Source organism: Serratia oryzae (assembly GCF_001976145.1).
GTDB classification, from domain to species: domain Bacteria; phylum Pseudomonadota; class Gammaproteobacteria; order Enterobacterales; family Enterobacteriaceae; genus Chania; species Chania oryzae.
Genome location: NZ_MOXD01000001.1, coordinates 255302 through 277845 on the forward strand (window position 1 = coordinate 255302; position 22544 = coordinate 277845).

The following is a 22544-nucleotide window of genomic DNA, read 5'->3' on the forward strand; positions in this document are numbered from 1 at the left end:
GATGAAAAAACGTTATCTGTGGTTGATCGGTGCTGGCTGGCTTTTCAGTGGAATGGTTCAGGCGCTGACGCTGGATGAGGCCAAACAGCAGGGGCGGGTGGGGGAAACCCTGAGTGGATATATCGCCCCAGTTAAACAGGATGCCGAAACCCAGGCTTTGGTGCAGCGTATTAACGCCGGGCGGACTGAAAAATACCAGGAAGTGGCGGACAGCAACCACATTGCGATCGACGAAGTGGCGCGTTTGGCGGGGCAGAAATTGGTGGCCCGTGCGTCAGCCGGTGAATATGTGCGCGGCATCAACGGTCAGTGGCTGAAGAAATAAAAAAGCGCGCCGAAAGGCGCGCAACTATCACAGTAATTTTATTATTTGGGTTATACGAGATTTGCAGGGCTTGTGTAAGGCGATTACGCTGCGATCACTTCTGCCAGTGCCGCTTTGGCGTCTGACTGTGCCTTGGTCGCCACATCGGGACCATAAGCAATACCTTCCGCGAACACAAACTCAACGTCGGTAATCCCGATAAAACCCAGGAATACGCGCAGGTAAGGTTCAACCAGATCGGTCGCGGTGCCTTTATGGATGCCGCCGCGGCTGGTCAGAACGATCGCACGTTTACCTTTTACCAAGCCTTCCGGGCCGCTTTCGGTATAGCGGAAGGTCACACCGGCGCGGGCAATCAGGTCAAAATAGTTCTTCAACTGGGTTGGAATGTTGAAGTTGTACATCGGCGCGGCGATTACGATGGTGTCATTGGCTTGCAGTTCGGCAATCAGCTTATCAGACAGGGTCAGCGCTTCTTCCTGACGCTGCGTCAGTGGGGTGCCTGATGGACGCAGCGCACCCACCAGTTCACCATCCAGCACCGGGATTGGCTGTGCGGCCAGATCGCGCACGGTGATGGTATCGTTGCTGTGAGCCGCCGCCCACTGTTCAACAAAAAAATCGGCCAATTGGTTGGACTGGGAGTGGCTTGCTAGGATGCTTGATTTAAGAACCAATACTTTGCTCATCGGTAGTTCCTTGGTTATGACAGTGACATCAGGACGCGTTGTCCTTTGCATGGAGTACACTCTAAGCATCTTCATTCAACAGTGATAGTGGAATATTTCGAGATCTTTGTTCGATTTTATTGAACGACGTAAAAGTGGCTAAGCGGATGGATTACTGAGAAAAACTCCGGTGTGATATCCTATACACTTCGTCTTTCGCGTTGCAGCGTTGCTGGCTTCGTTCCCTTGAGTAAGCTCCTGGGGACTCACGAACTTGCCGCCTAGCTGCAACGTGAAATCCATTGGGTATATGCGAATAATAATTCACCCTATTTAAAATCGTTGCTATACCGTGATGACGCAGCGAAGAAACAAGGAATATTGAACGTGAAATCTCCGCTCGCGGCTCTTTCAGCTCCATTGGCTGACTTGATGCTCCGTGATCAACAGCGTCTGCAACGCCGGTTGCAGGGCGCGCGAAAGGTCAAAAATCCCGAGGCTCAACAGGCGGTGGCTAACGAAATAGCCAGTGATATCGCTCAGGCGTTGCAGAAAGTGCAGGCGCGTGCGGCGTCCCGCCCGAAAATCACTTACCCGGAAAGCCTGCCGGTCAGCCAGAAGAAACAGGACATCCTTAACGCCATTCGCGATCATCAGGTGGTGATCGTGGCCGGTGAAACCGGTTCGGGCAAAACCACCCAGTTGCCGAAAATCTGCCTGGAGCTTGGGCGCGGGGTGAAAGGGCTGATCGGCCACACCCAGCCGCGCCGCTTGGCGGCACGAACCGTTGCCAACCGCATTGCCGATGAGCTGGAAACCCCGCTGGGCGGCACTGTGGGCTATAAAGTGCGCTTTAACGATCAGGTGGGGGAAAACACGCTGGTCAAGCTGATGACCGACGGCATCCTGCTGGCCGAGATCCAGCAGGATCGGCTATTGATGCAGTACGACACCCTGATCATCGATGAAGCACACGAACGCAGCCTGAACATCGATTTTATTCTGGGCTATCTGCGCGAACTGTTGCCTAAGCGCCCGGATCTGAAGGTGATCATCACCTCGGCCACCATCGATCCGCAGCGTTTTTCGCGCCATTTCAATCATGCGCCGATTATTGAAGTTTCAGGCCGTACCTATCCGGTAGAGGTGCGTTACCGGCCGGTGGTAGATGATGCCGACGACACCGAACGCGATCAACTGCAGGCAATTTTTGATGCGGTCGATGAACTGGGCCGGGAAGGGCCGGGTGATATTCTGATCTTTATGAGCGGCGAGCGCGAAATCCGCGATACCGCCGATGCGTTGAACAAGCTGAACCTGCCGCACACTGAAGTGCTGCCGCTGTATGCGCGCTTGTCGAATAGCGAACAGAACCGGGTATTCCAGTCTCACCATGGTCGCCGCATTGTGCTGGCCACCAACGTGGCGGAAACATCGCTGACCGTGCCGGGCATCAAATATGTGATCGATCCGGGAACCGCGCGCATCAGCCGCTACAGCTTCCGCACCAAAGTACAGCGCCTGCCGATCGAACCGGTTTCACAGGCTTCGGCCAACCAGCGTAAAGGCCGCTGCGGGCGCGTTTCTGACGGGATCTGTATTCGCCTGTATTCAGAGCAGGATTTCCTGTCGCGCCCGGAGTTTACCGATCCGGAAATTCTGCGCACCAACCTGGCTTCGGTTATTTTGCAGATGACTTCGCTGGGGCTAGGGGATATTGCGGCTTTCCCGTTTGTCGAAGCGCCGGATAAGCGCAATATTCAGGATGGCGTGCGGCTGCTGGAGGAGTTGGGGGCGATCAAAACCGCCGTTAACGGCCATTACCAGCTTACGCCACAGGGCCGCCAACTGGCACAATTGCCGATCGACCCGCGCCTGGCGCGCATGATATTGGAAGCCCAGAAGAGCGGCAGCGTGCGTGAGGTGATGATCATTACCTCTGCGCTGTCGATCCAGGATCCGCGCGAGCGGCCGATGGATAAACAGCAGGCGTCAGATGAAAAACACCGCCGTTTCGCCGACAAAGACTCTGATTTCATGGCGTTCGTCAATCTGTGGGATTACCTGAAAGAGCAGCAGAAGGAGCACTCCTCCAGTCAGTTTCGCCGCCTGTGCCGCAACGATTTCCTTAACTATCTGCGCGTGCGCGAATGGCAGGATATCTACACCCAACTGCGCCAAGTGGTTAAGGAACTGGGCCTGCCGGTCAACAGCGTGCCTTCAGACTACCGCAGCATACATACCGCACTGCTGACGGGCTTACTGTCGCACGTCGGGCAGAAAGATGCCGACAAGCAAGAGTTTACCGGTGCGCGCAACGCCCGTTTCGCCATTTTCCCCGGTTCGGGCTTATTCAAGAAACCGCCGAAGTGGGCAATCGTGGCCGAACTGGTGGAAACCAGCCGCCTGTGGGGGCGCATTGCCGCGCGAATTGAACCGGAATGGATCGAACCGCTGGCGCAGCACTTGGTGAAACACCATTACAGCGAACCGCACTGGTCGAAATCCCAAGGGGCGGTGATGGCCAGCGAAAAAGTTACGCTGTTCGGTTTGCCGATCGTCGCGGCGCGCGCGGTGAATTACAGCACCATTGATCCACTGCTGTGCCGCGAACTGTTTATCCGCCATGCGCTGGTGGAAGGGGATTGGCAGACGCGCCACGCCTTCTTTGCTGCCAACCTGAAGTTGCGTGCCGAAGTGGAAGAGCTGGAGCATAAATCGCGCCGCCGCGACATTCTGGTGGACGATGAAACGCTGTTCAGTTTCTATGACCAGCGCGTTCCTGGCGACGTGGTCTCCGGGCGCCATTTCGATAACTGGTGGAAAACGGCCTCCAAGCAAACGCCAGATCTGCTCAACTTCGAAAAAGCGATGTTGATCAAGGATGGTGCCAATAAGGTCAGTGCGCTGGATTATCCGAACACCTGGTATCAGGGCGACCTTAAGCTGCGCCTGACTTACCAGTTTGAGCCTGGTACCGATGCGGATGGGGTGACGGTGCATATTCCGTTGCCGATCCTCAATCAGGTGGAGGCGGCCGGTTTTGAATGGCAGATCCCCGGGATTCGTCGTGAGCTGATCATTGCCCTGATCAAATCGTTGCCGAAGCCGGTGCGGCGCAATTTCGTGCCAGCGCCTAACTACGCCGAGGCATTTCTGGGGCGCGCTACGCCCTTGGAGATGCCGCTGCTGGACTCACTGGAACGCGAATTACGTCGTATGACCGGCGTGACGGTGTCACGTGAAGATTGGCAATGGGATCAGGTGCCCGATCATCTTAAAATGACTTTCCGCGTGGTGGGCGAAAAGCACAAAACGCTGCGTGAAGGCAAAGACCTGATGACGTTGAAACTGCAACTGAAAGAGCAGGTGCAGGAAACGTTGTCGGCGGTGGCGGACGACGGCATTGAGCAGAGCAACCTGCATATCTGGAGCTTTGGCAAATTGCCCGAGTTTTATGAGCAGAAGCGCGGTGGTTACTCCGTCAAAGCTTATCCGGCATTGGTGGATGAGAAAGACAGCGTGGCGATCCGCCTGTTCGACAGTGAGCAGGAACAGCGGCAAGCCATGTGGCAGGGAACGCGCCGCCTGCTGCTGCTGAATATTCCGTCGCCCATCAAGTATCTGCATGAAAAACTGCCGAATAAGGCCAAGCTGGGGCTGTATTTCAACCCGTATGGCAAAGTGTTGGAGTTGATCGATGACTGTATCTCATGTGGTATCGATAAGCTGATTGCCGAGCACGGTGGGCTGGTGTGGCAGGAAGAAAACTTTGCCCGGCTGCAGGAGTTGGTGCGTGCGGAGTTGAACGACACGGTGGTGGACGTGGCCAAGCAGGTAGAACAGATCCTGACCACGGTGTTTAACATCAATAAGCGTCTGAAGGGCCGGGTGGATATCTCGCAGGCGCTGGCGCTTGCAGATATTAAAGCCCAGCTTGGTGGCCTGATTTACCGCGGGTTTGTCACTAATAACGGTTTTCACCGTCTTGCGGACACCCTGCGCTATTTGCAGGCTATAGAACGGCGCTTGGAGAAATTGGCCGTCGATTCGCCGCGGGATCGGGCGCAGATGTGGCGGGTGGAGCAGGTACAACAGGCTTGGCAGCAGTGGCTGAACAAACTGCCGCCGAAGCGCCAGCAGGATGAAGAAGTGAAAGCCGTGCGTTGGATGATCGAAGAGTTGCGCGTTAGCCTGTTTGCGCAGCAGTTGGGCACGCCTTATCCCATTTCTGAGAAGCGTATTCTGCAAATTATCGAACAGCTTTCGGCGTAAATTTAAAATATTTCGAGTTGCCTGTAGACAGTGAGTGCGCCGCTGTTATGCGCAGGCAATTCGTCTGTAACTTGAAATATAACGAATAGTGGTCACTTCTCTCGCGGCCCTGATACGGGCCTTACCAAATGCTATGAATACTAGGCAATTTTAATCCATGCAAAATTTCAAGTCGGTTATACTTCTAACGTATATCGATAACGATAGCCTTTTCATAATTAGCGTCATAATCTTTTTTAATCACATTTAGCAATATCATTGTCAGATAACCCAGAAGCAAGACAAAATGTGATTATTATCAATATTTGCGATATCTTGTTTCAAATTTAATCGGATGGTTAGCATTTATATGTTACTTTATAGGACTTTTCTGGTGCTCGTCTGAGAGGCGAGTAAACGTAACAGGTTGAAAATGATTATAAAACTCGGTGGTTATACTAAATTCTGGTAATTAATTTGAGGCGAAAATCACATTAAAAATGAGTCGTCATTCAGAAAGATAAATGGGCTAAATCTAGTCATTTTCGTCTCAAAATAAGGCTTTAATGCCGGTGCGAAAAATAATTAGAGTGGCTTGCCGGTGAGAAGTGTGAGCAGTTAATACCAAGTAACTTGGGGCATGAGTAGAATATTGTCCTTTTTTAGTTTGTATTTAAACAGGAACATTCGTATGCAGGGTATTTATCGTCAAAGGAAATATGGCTCTATATTGGCATTAGGGATTATTGGTTCATTCATCCCTATGGCACAGGCTGCAGGAGTCATAAAAGAGGTAAATGATAATCAATGGCATTATGAGTTTACGCCTTATATTTGGGCTACGGGGCAAAGTGGTACCCTTGGTGTTGATAACGGCCCCGGTAATGGCCAGACATTCGACCAGAGCTTCTCCGATATCTGGGATCGTATGGATATTGGAGGCATGGCGGCTTTTGAAGCTCGCTACAACCGCTGGGGTATATTGCTGGATGGCATTTACCTGAGAGTCTCTGATCACGCGGGCATTTCTGCCCCCAATGGGTTTGTTAGCCTTTCTGCAAACGGAAGAGTTACGCAACAGCAGTACGCTGCCGCCGGTTATTACCGAGCCATTGATGGCCAGACAACCTTGGATGCCCTAGTAGGGTTGCGTTACAACGTCGTCAGTTGGGATATCGATGCTCAACTGGCTTCACCACTATTCCCTGGCCTATCTCTCTCCCGCAATTTTTCAGAACGCAAGCATTGGCTAGATCCCTATGCCGGTGTAAGGGTTACGCACAATTTCGATCAGCAATGGAGCATCGTTGGCTATGCAGACATCGGTGGAGCCAGTGCAGGCTCAAACCTGACATGGCAACTCCTTGGCGGAGTGAATTATGCCTTTAGCCCTAACGTGATTGGCAAGTTGGGATACCGCTATGTATCCATCAATTATCGTAATGAAGGTTTTATTTATGATGTAGCGACATCCGGTTTTTATACCGGAGTCGGTATTGCCTGGTAAGGATTCGCAGCAGAATTAATCGTAAATCACACCGTTTAACAGGTTGTTGTTTCTTAAGGAACTTGCTATGAAACTGAGCAAAATTGCACGATTTACAGCCCTCATCATCGCGGCTAATGCCCTCGGTCTTGCGCATGCCGCCACTGATGCACACTTCCACCCACAGGGGAAGCCACCGTCAAAGTTTACTATTGAACTGTATAATCAGGCGAAAAAGGCGTTACCTTTTGAAGATACTCGTGATTTTGAAGAGTCGCAAAAGGGGTTGATAGCTAAGCCTTCTTTTACCAAGATCATGGCGGATGCTGGAAACGTAGCCTGGGATATGGGGAGCTATGAGTTCCTGTTACAAGGTAAAGATTTTACCAGTATTAATCCGTCGTTACAGCGCCAGGCGGTGCTCAATATGGCTTATGGCCTGTATGAAGTGGTGCCTGGTCGTATCTATCAGGTCCGTGGGTTTGATCTGGCGAATATGACACTGATTAAAGGTGATACCGGCTGGATTATTTTCGACCCGCTGACGGCAAAAGAAACTGCGGCGGCGGCACTGGCGTTCGCAAATGAGAAATTGGGCAAGCGGCCCGTGGTAGCAGTAGTCTTTTCCCACTCGCATGTCGATCACTTTGGTGGGGTTCGCGGTGTAGTTGATGAAAAAGATGTGCAAAGCGGCAAGGTTCCTATTATTGCTCCAGAACATTTTATGCAAGCGGCGATCTCTGAAAACGTATTTTCCGGCAATGCCATGTCTCGACGGGTTCAGTATCAATATGGCGTGTTGCTCGATCGCAGCCCATTTGGCCATGTTGATCAGGCTATTGGTAAGAATGTTGCCAATGGTAATACTGGTTTGATCGCGCCGACACGTATTATCAGTAAAGATTTTGAGGATCTGACAATCGATGGGGTCGAAATGGTGTTCCAGAATACCCCCGATACTGAAGCACCTGCGGAAATGAATACCTACTTTCCGCAGTTTAAAGCGTTCTGGGCGGCAGAGAATGTCACTGGCACTATCCACAACATCTATACGCTACGCGGTGCTGAAATTCGTAACGCGCTGAACTGGTCGAAACAAATCAACAACGCCCTCTACAAATTCGGTGACGATGTACAGGTAATGTTCGCCTCTCACAGTTGGCCTCGTTGGGGCAATGAACGTGTTCAGGAAGTGCTGAGAGCACAGCGCGATCTGTATGCCAATATGAATAATCAGGTGCTGCATTATGCTAACCAGGGCGTAACGATTAATGAAATTCATAATGTTTATCAGGCGCCTGCCAGTTTACAACGCCAATGGGCCGCGCGTAGCTATCATGGCTCCGAAGGGCATAATACCCGGGGTATCATCAACCGTTATTTAGGCTACTGGGACGGTAACCCAGCCACATTAGTTCCTTTATCACCGCGTGAGTCTGCACCGCTCTATGTGGAGATGATGGGAGGAGCCGCCAAGATCCTGGCTAAAGGTAAAGAGTTGAATGAACAGGGTAAATATCTGGAAGCTACCGAGATACTCAATAAACTGGTTTATGCTGAGCCTAAAAATCAGGATGCCAGAAATATGCTGGCTGACGCATTTGAGCAACTGGGTTATCAGAAAGAGAGTACCAGTGTGCGCAATAGTTTCCTGCAAGCGGCCTATGAGCTGCGAACGGGCTTACCTCAAGCTTTGGCACCTAGAGCGACCGGGCCGGATGTGATCAGAGCGCTATCAACAGGGCTTTGGCTTGATTTCTTAGCAATCAGTATCGATAGCCAACGGGCAGATGGTATGAATTTCACCATCAACCTGGTCACACCGGATAATAATGAGAAATACCTCATAGAGATGAGTAATGCGACGTTGACGAATATCGCCAACTACCAGGCTAAAAAACCTACGTTGACCATTACTATCAACCGTTCAGACCTCAACAGTATCATGATGGGGGCAAGCACATTCGAAGCGTTGGAAACCGCAGGCAAGGCCAAGTTTGAGGGGGATCGTTCCGCCTACGAAAAAATTAAGAGTATCCTGGTCAAGTTCACGCCAAACTTCGAAATCATGCCAGGTACGTTAAATGCCAGCCCGACACCGGCATCAGGCAATAGTCGCAATACCGCACCTGTTTATGAGGCTAAACCTTTCGAGTACATTATTTATTCTGCGGAGGAAGATTAATAGAATTACGGCCAGCGAGCTCAGCCTAATCTGGTGAGATGCGTTGGAACGCGCATGCCAGGGTATAAAACCACCTGCGTAACAGGTGGTTTTTGCATGACGGGCTAGTCTCTTCCTGCCGCCAACGCCTTCAGCGCTTCACGAATACCGGTAACGGAAAGTGCCCGATTGTCGGCCCGGTAGCGATCTTCTGCTGCTGGTGCGGAACTCTGAATAGCAATCAACCGCCAGCCATCGTCGGTTTTCAGTAACAGTGGTGAACCACTGTCGCCTGGTAAGGTGTCACATTGATGTGATAACACGCCTTTTTGTGCCCAACCGGTTACTTTACAGCCTTGGTGACCATAGAGATTGTCCAAATGGTCTTCTGGATAGCCCGCCTGAGTAATCAGGCGTTTCGTCTTTTTCAAAGCCTGAGTTAATGCTTTACTGTCGCCTTGCCACAGCGGCAGCGGTTTAATCGGCAAAACATTCTGATCTTTCAGCCGAATCAATGCAAAATCGTAAGCGGCGGCGGCAGGAGGCACGATCCAACCATCACCATCGGGTTTGAGCTTTTTACCTAGTTTCTGATCAACCAGCGTTTCAATATTCTCCGTCTGGTATTGCCAACCGTTGCTGTTGGAAACAAAGCGCAGGGTCACCGCCTTATCCAGATGCCCCGGTGGTGCCAGTACGCAGTGGCCTGCAGTGAGCGCCAGATGCGGAGAGATCAGCGTTGCGGTGCACAGGTTACCGCTGGCGGTTTCGACCTGACCAATGGCCTGCCATGGCCATCCGCTGGTTTCTGCTACTTTGATGCGTTCATCTTTACCGAAAAATAAGCGGGTTTGATCTGCCCCAGGCGCATCAGAAGGACTGTCAGCGTGGGCAGCACAGGATAAAGCCAATGGAAATGAACACAGCAACAGCAAAACGGATATGCGCATAGGTTTATTGCCTGACAAGTACAAATTTTCCATAAATACGATGAATGCTAACTATAGACTGATTTAACATTCACGAGGATGGCCAGCCATTGATTTCCTGATAAAAATAACGGGAAATTAAAGATAAAAGAAAGCAGCGATTAATCCGCAAACGATCAGGGTGCCCAGGATGATCTCAAACAAGTAGCGACGCAGCATAGTGACAATCCCCTGATAGAAAAACACCCGGCGAACCGGGTGTTGAGCAAATCTAGCCAGAACGGGTGAGGGTGCTCCACGGCACGTTGCCATCAAGCAGCTGGAGTTGCTGTTTTTTTGTGATGCTTTTTAGCGGCCTGGGCTTTTTGCTCAGTAGCTTTCTTAGCGTGATGTTTTTTCGCGTGAATGGTTTTAGCCGGTGCCGCCTGAGTCGTGGTTGCGCCAGACGCTGGGGCCATAGTATCCGCGGCGAAAACGACAGAAGACAAACTCATTGCAGCGGCAACAGTCAGAGCGAATAATTTTTTCATCGTGGACCCCTCAAATTATGGTTTATGTTTCAATCCCTCTGCGGGGCTGTTGAAAGAATCTTATGCAATGAGTGGAATACTTTCCGTGAGTGATTGGTTTCAGCTTGTAACCTAATGTACAAATAACTTATTTTCTTTTTTAGTTACAACATACATAGAACGGTGATCGCCCCAAGCTTTTGCCGCTTCTATGCTATTGGAAAGAAACTGCTCTCTGATATTTTGTGGGTCTAACAGTAGGTAAAGGCACGGTATTACCCGTGCCGGAAGAGATTACAGATAGCGGTTTTCCAGGTGCTGGCGGAAATAACGCGGATTCAGCGTTTCACCTGTGGCGTTGGCAATCAGCGTATTGGTGGAGTAACGGCTACCGTGGTGCCAAATGTTTTGCTGCAGCCAGTGGAACAAGTGGCTTAAATCACCCGCGGCAATCTCATCGCTCAAATTCGGCAGGGCTTTACGCGCGTGCTGGAATAGCTGTGCGGCATACATGGCACCGAGAGTGTAGGTGGGGAAGTAACCAAAAGCGCCATCGGTCCAGTGAATATCCTGCATGCAACCATTGCGGTAATTGCCTACCGTATCCAGCCCGAGATAGTGGTGCATTTTCTCGTTCCACAACGCGGGGATATCTTCTACCTCAATTTCACCTTCAACTAAGGCCTGTTCGATTTCATAGCGCAGGATCACATGGGCAGGATAGCTGACTTCATCAGCATCAACGCGAATCAGGCCGGGTTTTACGCGTTGATTCAAGCGGATAAAATTGCCCTCTTCCAAGGCCGCTTGCTCACCAAACTGTGCGGTAACCAACGGACGCAGGATCTTCAGGAAATCGCTGCCGCGTGCCAGTTGCATTTCAAACAGCAGGCTTTGTGATTCATGAATAGCGGTCGAACGTGCCAGGGCAACGGGTTGGCCGAGCCACTCGCGCGGCAGGTTTTGCTCGTAACGGGCATGGCCGGTTTCGTGTACGATGCCGAGCAACGCGGTAAGAAACTCATTTTGGTTGTAACGGGTGGTGATGCGTACATCTTCCGGCACACCGCCGCAGAATGGATGCACGCTCACGTCAACGCGGCCGCCGTCGAAGTTGAAACCCAGCAACTTCATCACGCTCAGGCCTAGTTGACGCTGTTTTTCAAGATCAAACGGCCCTTGTGGGATCAGACAAGGTTCATTTGCCTGTTTGGCGACCACTTTTTGCAGTAAATCCGGCAGCCAGGTTTTTAGATCGCCAAAAATGCGATCCAGATCGTGGCTGCTCATGCCAGGTTCATACAGGTTGAGCAGAGCATCGTAACGGCTGATACCAGCTGCTTGTGCACGAATTTGTGCTTCTTCACGGGTCAATTTAACCACTTCACGCAGGTTATCGCTAAAACCCTGCCAATCGTTGGCCGGGCGCTGCGCCCGCCAGGCATGTTCACAGCGGGCACCAGCCAGCGACTTGGCCTCAACCAGCGATTCTGGCACCAACACGGCGTTATCGTACTGCCGCCGCATTTCCTGCAGGTTGGCACGATCAATATCGCTCAGGGATTCTTGCAGCGCCTGTTCCAACAGGGAGCCGGTTTTCGCTGCCGTCAGGATTTGGTGCTTCAACACGCTCAATTCGGCCAGCGCTGCGGAGCGAGCTTTGCTGCCACCCGGTGGCATCATGGTTTGCATGTCCCAACCACCGATGGCGGATAGGTGATCAAACCGCGAAAGGCGACTGAATAACGTGCGAAGCTCTTCATAAGCCGATGAAGAAGGTGCAGATGTCATGAGTTAGCTCCCTATATAATATCCCGCGTAGCGGTTGTTGCCCAAATGTACTACAGGTTGCCGCGCTCAAGAGAAAAATCAACCCTGGTTATCAGTTAGCAGTTAGCAATAACGCACTAACACTGGGTGTTTGATCATCACAGCACAGAAAATTGTTCGAGACTAATACCCCTATGAAGCACTAAAGCAATACCGCCTTCTAGGAAGGCGGATTTTTACTTTTGCAACTGAGGGCAATTTTACCAGGATCAGTAAGTCAAGCCATGCCCGAAGGGGTAGATGATTTCGCCTTCAGGAGACTTGATATCAACAGGTAATTTACCGCTAGGAACATTAAAGAGGAGGGGGGCAGCATCATTTTTAAACAATGTTCTGATGCCTGCCCGAATATTCGCTTCAAGAGAGTTACGATTGTTATTGGTGACATCAAACCCGGTGATACCATAAATAGCCAGGTTGGCTGTCACATTATCCAAATAAGCAATGTCATAGGGATTGCGTGATGAGATAACAACCAGGGGCACCCCCAGTTCTCTCGCTTTATCAATGGTCTGTTGTGCTGCATGTCCTTTGGTTTTTAGGTTGTAAGTAACCATAATAACCAGATCGTTGGCTTGGATACTCTCTTCCAGAGTGGTAGGTACAGTTTGCTGATCCAGCTTGTAGGCTAGGCTGGAAACTGTGATTTCCCGGTTTTCAAGCTGGCTGGCAATGTTTTGCAATTCACTTCGGATAATATCATTGCGCGTATTTTCATCAGAGATGACCAGCACGTTATTTTGCGCATTAAGGGAATAGGGTAACAGGTTGTCATTCTTGATAAGCGTAACGGCGCGTTCTGCCACTTTCTGTTCATCGCGTTTATGCGCTGGTGAAGCAACGACAGATTGAGCGAACTCCAAGGTATGTTGACTGTTGGTGGTAGCGATCTTTTTTGCCAATTTAGTTTGGACAACCCGGGTCGCCGCCTCTTGTAGGCGTGACGCAAACTCTGGATTTTTATAGTACTGAGTCTCCAGATATTGGTAAAGATCTTCCAGTTGTTCAATCCCTTGTTGATCCCAGATATGGACTGGCATCACGATGACATCACTGCCTGCCATCAACGCCATTTCCACTGCTTCATTAGCACCAAAGTTCTCGGTGATAGCGCCCATATCCATTGCGTCAGTAAATATTAGCCCCTTGAATTTGAGCTCATCACGAAGAATACCGGTGATGATTTTTTTGGATAATGTGGCGGGCAAACCGATTTCAGTACCATCTTTTTTAGAAACTACTTTGGTATCGTCGAGGGCAGGAACGATGATGTGTGCCGTTATTACGGCATCAATGCCCTGTTCGATAACATATTTGAATGGTAACAAATCGTTTTGCCGCCATTCGCTTTCAGTATAAGGAACCAGCGGCAGCCCAAAGTGCGAGTCGGTTTCCACGTTACCGTGGCCAGGGAAGTGCTTTGCGGTGGCCAGAACAGAGTTCTGCTGCAATCCCTTGATATAAGCCCCCGACATCTCATTAACCAGCGCAATATCACTGCTGAACGAACGCACGCCGATAACCGGGTTATTCTGGTTAGTATTGATATCCACAACCGGAGCAAAGTTAATATTCACTCCCAGTGCGTTGAGTTCCGAGCCGTGAACTTCACCCACATGTTGAGCCATATTGGCATCACGCGTTGCGGCCAGTGCCATATTACCCGGCATTTCTGTGCCTTCGCGCAGACGCGTGACGTATCCGCCTTCCTGATCGGTACTGATCAGTAAAGGCAACTGATAACTGGCCTTCTGTAAGTCCTGAATCAGCTGATAACTTTGTGGCGTATTAATAAAGTTTTCCCTAAACAGGATCACAGAACCCAGCCGATAGTCATTAATGGCTTTAGCCAGCTCGGTAGGGAGTACGGTGACACCTTCTGGTTCCCCAGCAGCGTTTTTGCCCCAGTTACGCACATCCAACATTAGCACTTGGCCGATTTTTTCTCGTGGGCTCATCTGAGTTACTATCTGTTCGGCACTGGTTTGCGGTTCTTCCTGGCTGTTGGAAACCTGAGTGTTATCGCACCCCACCATTGTCAGACTGGATAAAAGCACAGCAACAGTTGTTACTCCTGGTATTTTCATTGCACTCCCTCATGATGAATTAAAAAATCATTACCGAGAATATTAAATTCTTAAAAAAATAGTAGGTTAGAATTTAATATTCATGGCTTGTATCACACTTCTCACATGGAAAATGGGGAGGTATACCGTGTAGGGCGCGCAATGTGTCGCTACGGTAAATAAAATAAGCGGTTGATATTAGCCAGCATACAGATAGCCATATTTCGCTTTCACTTCCTCTTGGTGCCCGGATAGTTTTTACTTGAAGGGGGACGATCAAATTCAGTTAAGGTTAAAAAGTCTGTTTGATCGGCCAGCAGAAACGGAAGCTGGCACCGCCCAATGAACTGGCTTCAACAAAGACATGGCCCTGATAGGCCACCGCAATGGAATGAACAATCGCCAGCCCCAGCCCGCAGCCGCCGGTGGCGCGATCGCGGCTCGGGTCGAGGCGCACAAAGGGTTCAAAAACTCGCTCTCGTTCCTCTGGCGGGATACCTGGGCCATCATCTTCCACCTGCAGACAGGCATCGTCACCATCAAACCACAGGCCGACGCGCAGGTTCTGTTCCGAGTAACGCAGCGCATTGTTGACCAGGTTGTCCAGCACCCGTTCCATCAGCCGCAAATCGACACCGCCAAAATCACCCACGTGCGGGATATTCAGCTCAATCTGCCGCTCAGGATGGATCAACTGCATGTCGGCCACTTTATCTTTCAGCCAGCCAGGTAAATCGATTGGTTCGATATTCAGCGCCACCTGCGGGCGATCCAGCCGCGCGTAGGTCAGCAACTCGTCAATCAGTGATTCCAACTGGCCGATATCACGATTCAGCGCCTGCTGTTCGCTTTCGGAGAGATTATCGCTCATCGCCAAGCGGTAACGCAGGCGAACCAGCGGAGTGCGCAGTTCATGGGCGATACCATCGATCAGTTGCTTCTTGCTGGCAATCAGCGTGTTGATGTTATCCGCCATCTGGTTGAATGCGACGCCGAGCCGGCTGAGGCTGGAGGTGGGCTCAAAGTGGGTGCGCTCGTTAAGATGGCCCGCCCCCAAGCGCTGGGCGGCGTTTTCCAACTTCAGCAAGTCTTGCCAGTGCGGGCGCATCCACAGGAACACCGGCAACGCCAGTGACATCCCGATAAAGATCAGCAAAGCCAAATCCAGGATCCGCATCTGGTGCAGATAAAACAGATAAGGGATCGGGCCAACCACCAACACATAGTGGCTGCGCGGAATGCGTTGCATAAAGGTATAGCGATCGTCCAGGGCGATAATTTCCCCCAGGCGCAGCCGTTTGGTGAGCTCTTCACTCAGGTTCTGCTTACCCAGCGGCTCTATATGCAGCTGGAATGACAGGTTTAAATCCAGCGTGGCGATGGTTTTGTTCCAATCTTTGAGTGGGGTTTCCCGCAGTTCGCTGCGCATCAGATACAGCGAGCTTTTCATCAGATCGTCCATCGACTGGCGGCCAGCGCGCTCAGCGGTGAATTTGTAAACCAGGCCAACCAGCATCGCCATTACCAGAAAACAGACAAACAACAGCAAAAAGAACTGAACGAAAAGTTTTCTCATTGCTGCACCGATGCCCAGGCGTTGGGGGCGAACAGATAACCCTTGTTACGCACGGTTTTGATGCGAAATGGTTCCAGCGCATTGTCGTACAATTTGCGGCGCAGGCGTGAGATGGCTACGTCGATGCTGCGATCCATACCGTCATAGCTGACGCCACGCAGGTTTTGTAACAGGGCTTCGCGATCCATGATCTGCCCTGCGTGGGTAGCCAACTCCCACAGCAAATCGAAGTCCGAAGTGGAAAGGGTGATCGTCTCTTCCCCCAGAGTCACCTGGCGGTTGGCCGGGTCGATGCACAACAGGCCGAAGTGCAGCGCATTGTGCTGGGTGATCGCCTGGGTGAGTTCTTCTTTCGGCTGGTTGCCGTGTTGGCGCAGATGTAAGCGCAGGCGAGCCAGCAGCACCGCAGGAGGCGTGGTCTTCAGAATGTAATCATGGGCACCCATCTCCAGCGACAGAATGTGGTTCATATCGCTATCAAGAGAGGTCAGCAAGACAATCGGGCCGGGGTAAACAGGGCGCAGATCGCGGCACAGCGTCATGCCATCTTTGCCTGGCAGCATGATATCCAGCAACACCAGATCCGGCTGCTCCCGCTCGATGCAGGCCTGCGCTGTGTCGCCACGCGGCTCAATGATAACGTCAATATCGTGCTTGCCCAGATAGGCGGCAATCAGCTTGCCCACTTCCGGGTCGTCTTCTACAAAAACAATTTTAGTCATTTTGAGTGGTTTTATAAGAAAAACGGCATTCAGCATAGCGCGCCCTTCGGCGTTGCGCTATATCCATGATTTAACGTAGCGGTCGCCCACCATCGACACCATGGGTACGCCCGGTAACGTAACGGCTACTCATCAGATAGTCCACCAGATTGACCACCTCTTCTTCACCTGGGGCGATTTTCATCAGCGATTTTTCCAGTGCCTGGCGGCGATAGGCTTCATCATCGTCGTGATTGAACATAATCAACGCCGGAGCGATGGCGTTCACTTTCACTTCCGGCGCCAGTTTGCGCGCAAAGGAGCGGGTCATATTATCCAGTGCGGCTTTACTGGCGGCATAGGCGATGTGTTTGTCACTACCTTTTTCCACCACGTAATCAGTGAGATGAATAATATCGGCCCCCGCTTGGCCTTGGCCACGCAGGCAGGATTCCAGCAGTTGATTTAACAGGTACGGCGTATAGACATGGATCTGTAGCATGGTGGCCATCACCTGCTCTGGCGGCATGGCGGCGGACTCTGCCAACCAGGCGCTGGCATTGTGGATCACCGCCCGCAGCTTCGGTGCGATCTCAGTGACCTGCTCGGCAAACCGATAGATACCCGCATGTGTCGAAAAGTCACTCTGCAGGCAAATTGCCCCCAGTGCTTTTAATTCGGCCAATGCCGGATAGTCGCTGCGATAGGCGATAATCACCGGAATATTGCGCTGCAAAAATGACTTGGCCAGTGCGAGGCCAATCCGGCGCGCTCCGCCGGTAATCAGCACCGGGGCTGCGTTGTGAGGTACCATCAAGTAAAGCTCCTGGGCAAGCTGGAAAATCATGTGGGAATCGTGTCATTATACGGTAGAAAGCCGTTAAAGCTTCCCTTCGATTGTCCATTTCAGGTGTATTACCCACTGGCTATCAGCAGAGAGGAAAGGGGATGAGGAATAATCACGCGCACAGTGAGAGAGTCTGTCTCGACTATATGGATTTTCTGTCCGCATCCTGCAAGAAACAGTGGCGTTTTATTGATGCCATTTATGGTGTGATGCCGATTTTTGGCATGGTCTTGAAGTCTGAGGCGGCAGAAGCACAAACACGCAAAGAACAATTGAAAGCGCTGGCCTTGCAGGTGGTTTCCACCCAGCTTAGCGATGAGATCAACATTATCCGCCTGATCGATCTGGCTCGGCAGCAGCAACTAGAGGTGTTTGATATTCAATTGCCTTATGCGCTGAATGCTGAACAGTTGGCAGCGATCGAAAAAAAGTGCGCCAATCAGGTGATGGTCACTCAGGTAGGGGAACGCATTACCATCACCGCGCAGCCCCCTGCCGGAAACTGACCGGGTGAATCCCCCCGGTTTCGCTTAATTTACTGCAACATAAACCAGCCGGCTGGCACCGTTGCCGCCAGTAACAGAAAAATGCTGCCTTTCTCCAGCGTGCTCAGCAATCTTATGTCTTCATGCCCGCGACGTGCATAGATAAATACCAGCAACCCAGGCGCATACAGTAATACTGACATCAGCAGATGCATCGGGCCTGAGGCGTATAGCAGCCAGATACCATACAGACAGGCGCCGGTAGCGGCAAAAATTAACCGCTTGTCCTGACGCTTGCGGGCCACTTGAAACAGGAAGGCACCCACCAGGAAATAGGGCACCAGGATCATTTCAGAAGCTATGGTCAGCAGCGAGTTGTAGTTGCTGCTGGTCAGCCAGATGATGACCAAGGCAATTTGCACCGCACCGTTGGTCAGCCATAGCGAGGCTGAAGGAGCGTGATTTTGGTTCTGGAGACGGAACAGCTTAGGGAATGCGCCGTGCTGTGCGGCCAGCAGCGGCACTTCTGCTGCCATGATGGTCCAGCTCAGGTAAGCGCCACAAACCGAAACGATCAGGCCAGTCGCAATGATCACATTTCCCCACGGGCCGATCAGATCCACCATCAATACTGCCATGGACGGATTGCGCATTTCGGCCAGTTCGCTGCGCGGCACGACACCGAGCGAGAGCAGGGTAACCAACAGATAAACCGCTAGTGCAGAAAGCACCGCCAGCAGGGTGGCTCGGCCAACGTCCTTCTTGTTGCGTGCGCGGGCAGAAACCACCACCGCGCCTTCTACACCGATAAACACCCAGAGCGTGATCAGCATGGTGTCTTTAACCTGCTGCCAAACCGGCGTGCCCAGTGCAATACCCTGGAAATCCAGCGTGAAAACTTCCATACGGAATGCCATGGCGGCGAGCACGGCAAATAAACCGAGTGGGATCAGCTTGGCCAGCGTAGCGGCCAGATTGATGCTGGCGGCGGTTTGCACACCGCGCAACACTAGCGCATGTACGATCCACAGCAGCACGGATTCGGCGATCAATGCCTGCCAGGTATTGCCGTCGCCCAGAATCACCGTGCCGCTACGATCGGTAAAAATACTCAGCGCGGCGAACACGATCACCAGATAAGAAACGTTGGCGATCACCGCACAGAGCCAGTAGCCCCAGGCGGAACAAAAACCGACCAACTCGCCGAAGCCCTCTTTGGCATAGGTAAAAATTCCGCCATCAAGATCGGGGCGCAGGCGAGTCAGTAACAGCATGGCAAACGCCAGGAACAGTATGCCGACGCCGGTGATGGCCCAGCCAAGCAGCAAAGCGGCGGGGCTGGCCACCGCGGCCATATTTTGCGGCAGGCTGAAGACTCCAGCGCCCAGCATAGAACTGAGCACCAAAGCGGTTAACGCGGTAAGACCTAGTTTCTTTTCCAATGACAGATCCTGATGCGGAATAAACAACTGTATAAGCGCCGTTAGGTTGCAATAACGTAATGATAATCACTGCATAAACAGGCGATAGCCCTAAAAACTGGCGCAGATTTTACGGAGAGAAACTGGCGGATGCAATGATTGACTATGCGGGTTGGATAAAAACTTATTCACCCAATGCGATGATTTTGCCGCAAAAAAGAGGGCAGCTTAATTGCTGCCCGTGGGTGAAGCGTAAGCTGATAATTATTTGAACAGATCGGCGCTGACGGTCAGGTTGCCGCCGCTGTTGTTCTGCCATTGACGCGTCACGTGGTAGTACTTGGCGCCTTTCTCTGCGGCACGTTTCGCCACTTCGCTGGAAACTTCGGTCATGCTGCTGAAATGGCCGTTGAAGGTGACAGAGTCAAACGGCACCATCTGCGCAGCGGCGGCATTATTCAGTTCCTGAATCTTGGTGCCATTCGGCAGCGTGACGGTGTAACGCTGACCGGTAGAGGATTGGGTTTCGAAGAAACGACCAACATCACGGCTTGGCGAAGCAGAAGAGGCTACGCCGGGAATTTCCACTTTAGCAGCTTCTGCTCCACCTGCTGCCAACGCCGCACGGCCAGCATCAGAATCCGCAGGGATGACATCTGGGCTCTGCACCACACGTTTTGGGGCATCGGCTTTATAAACATAGGCGGTAATGAACTGGTTGCCGCCCTGGTTGGCATCAACCTGGCGCACGATAAAGAATGAATCAGCGCCTTTTTTCTTTGCTTCTTTGGCGATCGCTTCGTTAATGTCCGGCTGGCTGCGGTAAAAACCGCTAATGCTGACGGTATCGTAAGGTTCAATCAGGAAGGCTTCGTTTTTTGGCAGTTCTTTCACACCATCAAAGAGACGGTAGTTTTTCTCTTTGCTCACTTCTGGCGCATCTTTATGGTAAAGGTCTGCGGTAACACGCCAGTTGCCGCCGTTGTTGCCGCTGTTCAGGTCTTGAATATAGAAGGCATCGGCGCCCAGTTTATCTGCGCGGCGTGATACGGCATCGGCAGCTTCATAGATGGCATTAAAGCGGCCGGTAATGGTGATGCGATCAAACGGTTTGATAGCCGCTGCTCTTTCCGGTGTTAACTCTTGCGCGGCATGCACAGATAGCGCGGTGAGTGATAACAAGGCTGATGCGATGATCGTGGTCTTCAGCTTCATAAAAAATCCTTTCGCCTAGCGCATTAACGTTTATATAAGTGTCATTAAGCCGCAGATTATGACATGGCATCTCGGCAAATGTCTCCGCATTTTATGTGATGACCTGAGACAAATCCGTGTTAGGGCCTGTTACCGGTTACGTCGCCAATTCGAATTATTTTGAGTATAAGTTTCAATAATAAAGCACTTCATCTCATTAATGTTAATTATTCACAATTTTATAACTTTTATGCTTTTAGGCCGCCGTTGGCAGGAAATGGCAGAGAGCAAGGTTTGTGCAATGTCGTGATGAAAAGAGCTATTGCCGCATCTTTTTCGCGCAAAATTGCGATTCGTCATATCCTTAAGTGAATTTTTATGTAAAAACTGACCGCTAAGCGTAAGCAATTATGGATCATCGATCATATTTTCAGTAGGTTATAGATGGCACCTTAATTTGTGTGTAAACAAGTCTACAAAAACCTTGTTTGACCGGTGCTATTGCTATGGGTAGAAAGAAAATAAACATCATCAAAGACAGGTGAGAAGGGAACATTATGCGTATTGGTGTACCAAGAGAACGGTTGGCCAATGAAGCCCGTGTTGCAGCAACGCCGAAAACGGTAGAACAATTGCTGAAACTGGGCTTTACCGTCGCGATCGAAAGCGGGGCGGGCAAATTGGCAAGCTTTGAGGATGTCGCTTATGAAGCCGCAGGCGCGACAATTACCGATACCACGGACGTGTGGCAATCGGATCTGATTCTGAAAGTTAACGCGCCACAAGAGGACGAAATCGCGTTAATGCGTGAAGGGAGCACGTTGGTCAGCTTTATCTGGCCTGCGCAAAATCCGGAGCTGATGGCAAAACTTGCGGCACGCAAGGTTACCGCGATGGCGATGGATTCTGTGCCGCGTATTTCTCGTGCGCAGTCTCTGGATGCATTGAGTTCGATGGCCAACATTGCAGGCTATCGCGCCATCGTTGAGGCTGCACACGAGTTTGGGCGTTTCTTCACCGGCCAGATCACCGCCGCGGGCAAGGTGCCACCGGCCAAAGTGATGATTATCGGTGCTGGCGTAGCTGGCCTGGCGGCGATTGGTGCGGCAGGCAGCATGGGTGCCATCGTGCGCGCCTTCGACACCCGCCCGGAAGTGAAAGAGCAAGTGCAGAGTATGGGCGCGGAATTCCTCGAGCTGGACTTTGAGGAAGAAGCGGGCAGCGGCGACGGCTATGCCAAAGTGATGTCAGAAGCCTTTATCAAGGCCGAGATGGCGCTGTTTGCCGCCCAGGCGGAGGAAGTGGACATTATCGTCACCACCGCGCTGATCCCAGGTAAACCGGCACCGAAGCTGATTACCAAAGAGATGGTCGCTTCCATGAAGCCGGGCAGCGTGATTGTCGATCTGGCAGCGCAAACCGGTGGTAACTGCGAACTGACCGTGGCCGATCAGGTCACAATGACCGACAACGGCGTGAAGATCATCGGTTATACCGATCTGCCAAGCCGTTTGCCGACGCAATCTTCACAGCTTTACGGTACCAACCTGGTTAACCTGCTGAAGCTGCTGACGAAAGAGAAGAATGGCGAGATCGATATCGATTTCGACGATACCGTGATCCGCGGTGTGACCGTGGTGCGTGAAGGCGAAGTGACCTGGCCAGCACCGCCAATCCAGGTTTCCGCTCAGCCGAAGCAGGCTCAGGCGGCGGCTCCGGTAGAAAAAATAGAGAAAAAGCCAGCGTCACCTTGGGTGAAATACGGCCTGATCGCGCTGTCGATCGTGCTGTTTGGCTGGTTCGCCAACTCGGCACCGAAAGAGTTCCTGTCACACTTTACCGTGTTTGCGCTGGCCTGCGTGGTGGGTTACTACGTGGTTTGGAACGTCAGCCATGCATTACATACCCCGTTGATGTCGGTGACTAACGCGATCTCAGGGATTATTGTGGTCGGTGCGTTATTGCAGATTGGCCATGGCGGTTGGGTGAGTTTCCTCTCCTTTGTTGCCGTGCTGATTGCCAGCATCAACATTTTTGGTGGATTCACCGTTACTCAGCGCATGCTGAAAATGTTCCGCAAAAACTAAGG

The 22544-nt window shown here is 51.5% G+C and carries 17 protein-coding genes; 6 read left to right on the forward strand and 11 right to left on the reverse strand.

What is annotated here, in order from left to right:
* Nucleotide 1: 1 nt before the first annotated feature.
* Nucleotides 2-325, forward strand: a complete 324-nt coding sequence (locus BMI79_RS01255) for a YdbL family probable chaperone protein (protein WP_076940024.1) — start codon at nucleotides 2-4, stop codon at nucleotides 323-325.
* 83 nt (nucleotides 326-408) lie between these two features.
* On the opposite strand, the gene BMI79_RS01260 is transcribed toward BMI79_RS01255, so the two are convergent.
* Nucleotides 409-1014 carry an FMN-dependent NADH-azoreductase gene (locus BMI79_RS01260; protein WP_076940025.1) on the reverse strand — a complete coding sequence of 202 codons (606 nt, stop codon included), beginning with the start codon at nucleotides 1012-1014 and terminating at the stop codon, nucleotides 409-411.
* A gap of 366 nt (nucleotides 1015-1380) precedes the next feature.
* Between BMI79_RS01260 and hrpA the strand changes: the two genes are divergently transcribed.
* From hrpA to BMI79_RS01275, 3 genes are all read left to right on the forward strand, one after another.
* Nucleotides 1381-5268, forward strand: a complete 3888-nt coding sequence (gene hrpA / locus BMI79_RS01265) for an ATP-dependent RNA helicase HrpA (RefSeq protein ID WP_076940026.1) — start codon at nucleotides 1381-1383, stop codon at nucleotides 5266-5268.
* Between the two features lie 670 nt (nucleotides 5269-5938).
* Entirely contained in the window at nucleotides 5939-6754 is an 816-nt protein-coding gene (locus BMI79_RS01270) for an outer membrane protein (RefSeq protein WP_076940027.1), read from the forward strand.
* 67 nt (nucleotides 6755-6821) lie between these two features.
* Nucleotides 6822-8918: an alkyl/aryl-sulfatase gene (locus BMI79_RS01275; protein WP_083704341.1), complete on the forward strand. Its 2097-nt coding sequence runs from the start codon at nucleotides 6822-6824 to the stop codon at nucleotides 8916-8918.
* 104 nt (nucleotides 8919-9022) lie between these two features.
* Here the strand turns inward: BMI79_RS01275 and BMI79_RS01280 are convergent, their stop codons facing one another.
* The 8 genes from BMI79_RS01280 to folM all read right to left on the reverse strand — a co-directional run bounded on the left by BMI79_RS01280 (nucleotide 9023) and on the right by folM (nucleotide 17322).
* A complete protein-coding gene (locus tag BMI79_RS01280) occupies nucleotides 9023-9847 on the reverse strand; it encodes a trypsin-like serine peptidase (RefSeq protein ID WP_076940028.1) in 825 nt (274 codons plus the stop codon).
* A gap of 117 nt (nucleotides 9848-9964) precedes the next feature.
* Nucleotides 9965-10138 (reverse strand): small membrane protein YdgU, encoded by a 174-nt coding sequence (gene ydgU / locus BMI79_RS24680; protein ID WP_482822390.1) that lies wholly within the window; start codon nucleotides 10136-10138, stop codon nucleotides 9965-9967.
* Nucleotides 10138-10356, reverse strand: a complete 219-nt coding sequence (gene asr, locus BMI79_RS01285) for an acid resistance repetitive basic protein Asr (protein WP_076940029.1) — start codon at nucleotides 10354-10356, stop codon at nucleotides 10138-10140. The genes ydgU and asr overlap by 1 nt, the downstream gene beginning before the upstream one ends.
* Nucleotides 10357-10629: 273 nt before the next feature.
* Nucleotides 10630-12126 carry a carboxypeptidase M32 gene (locus BMI79_RS01290; protein WP_076940030.1) on the reverse strand — a complete coding sequence of 499 codons (1497 nt, stop codon included), beginning with the start codon at nucleotides 12124-12126 and terminating at the stop codon, nucleotides 10630-10632.
* A 248-nt stretch (nucleotides 12127-12374) separates the two neighbouring features.
* Nucleotides 12375-14252, reverse strand: coding sequence for a beta-N-acetylhexosaminidase (nagZ, locus tag BMI79_RS01295; protein WP_076940031.1), 1878 nt, complete (start codon nucleotides 14250-14252; stop codon nucleotides 12375-12377).
* A 271-nt stretch (nucleotides 14253-14523) separates the two neighbouring features.
* The gene (gene rstB, locus BMI79_RS01300) at nucleotides 14524-15807 is read right to left on the reverse strand and encodes a two-component system sensor histidine kinase RstB (protein WP_076940032.1); all 1284 of its coding nucleotides are present in this window, start codon (nucleotides 15805-15807) and stop codon (nucleotides 14524-14526) included.
* Complete coding sequence (rstA, locus tag BMI79_RS01305) at nucleotides 15804-16529, reverse strand: two-component system response regulator RstA (protein WP_076940375.1); 726 nt, start codon at nucleotides 16527-16529, stop codon at nucleotides 15804-15806. The genes rstB and rstA overlap by 4 nt, the downstream gene beginning before the upstream one ends.
* A gap of 70 nt (nucleotides 16530-16599) precedes the next feature.
* Nucleotides 16600-17322 carry a dihydromonapterin reductase gene (gene folM / locus BMI79_RS01310; RefSeq protein WP_076940033.1) on the reverse strand — a complete coding sequence of 241 codons (723 nt, stop codon included), beginning with the start codon at nucleotides 17320-17322 and terminating at the stop codon, nucleotides 16600-16602.
* A 134-nt stretch (nucleotides 17323-17456) separates the two neighbouring features.
* On the opposite strand from folM, the gene BMI79_RS01315 reads away from it, so the two are divergent.
* On the forward strand, nucleotides 17457-17861 hold the full coding sequence (locus BMI79_RS01315) for a hypothetical protein (protein WP_076940034.1): 405 nt from the start codon (nucleotides 17457-17459) through the stop codon (nucleotides 17859-17861).
* A gap of 29 nt (nucleotides 17862-17890) precedes the next feature.
* On the opposite strand, the gene BMI79_RS01320 is transcribed toward BMI79_RS01315, so the two are convergent.
* Together BMI79_RS01320 and ydgH are read right to left on the reverse strand one after the other, a co-directional pair.
* On the reverse strand, nucleotides 17891-19282 hold the full coding sequence (locus BMI79_RS01320) for an amino acid permease (protein WP_076940035.1): 1392 nt from the start codon (nucleotides 19280-19282) through the stop codon (nucleotides 17891-17893).
* Nucleotides 19283-19525: 243 nt separating this feature from the next.
* Nucleotides 19526-20476: a DUF1471 family protein YdgH gene (gene ydgH, locus BMI79_RS01325; RefSeq protein ID WP_076940036.1), complete on the reverse strand. Its 951-nt coding sequence runs from the start codon at nucleotides 20474-20476 to the stop codon at nucleotides 19526-19528.
* Between the two features lie 536 nt (nucleotides 20477-21012).
* Here ydgH and pntA point away from each other — a divergent pair.
* Nucleotides 21013-22542 carry a Re/Si-specific NAD(P)(+) transhydrogenase subunit alpha gene (gene pntA / locus BMI79_RS01330; RefSeq protein ID WP_076940037.1) on the forward strand — a complete coding sequence of 510 codons (1530 nt, stop codon included), beginning with the start codon at nucleotides 21013-21015 and terminating at the stop codon, nucleotides 22540-22542.
* The last annotated feature ends 2 nt before the right edge of the window (nucleotides 22543-22544 follow it).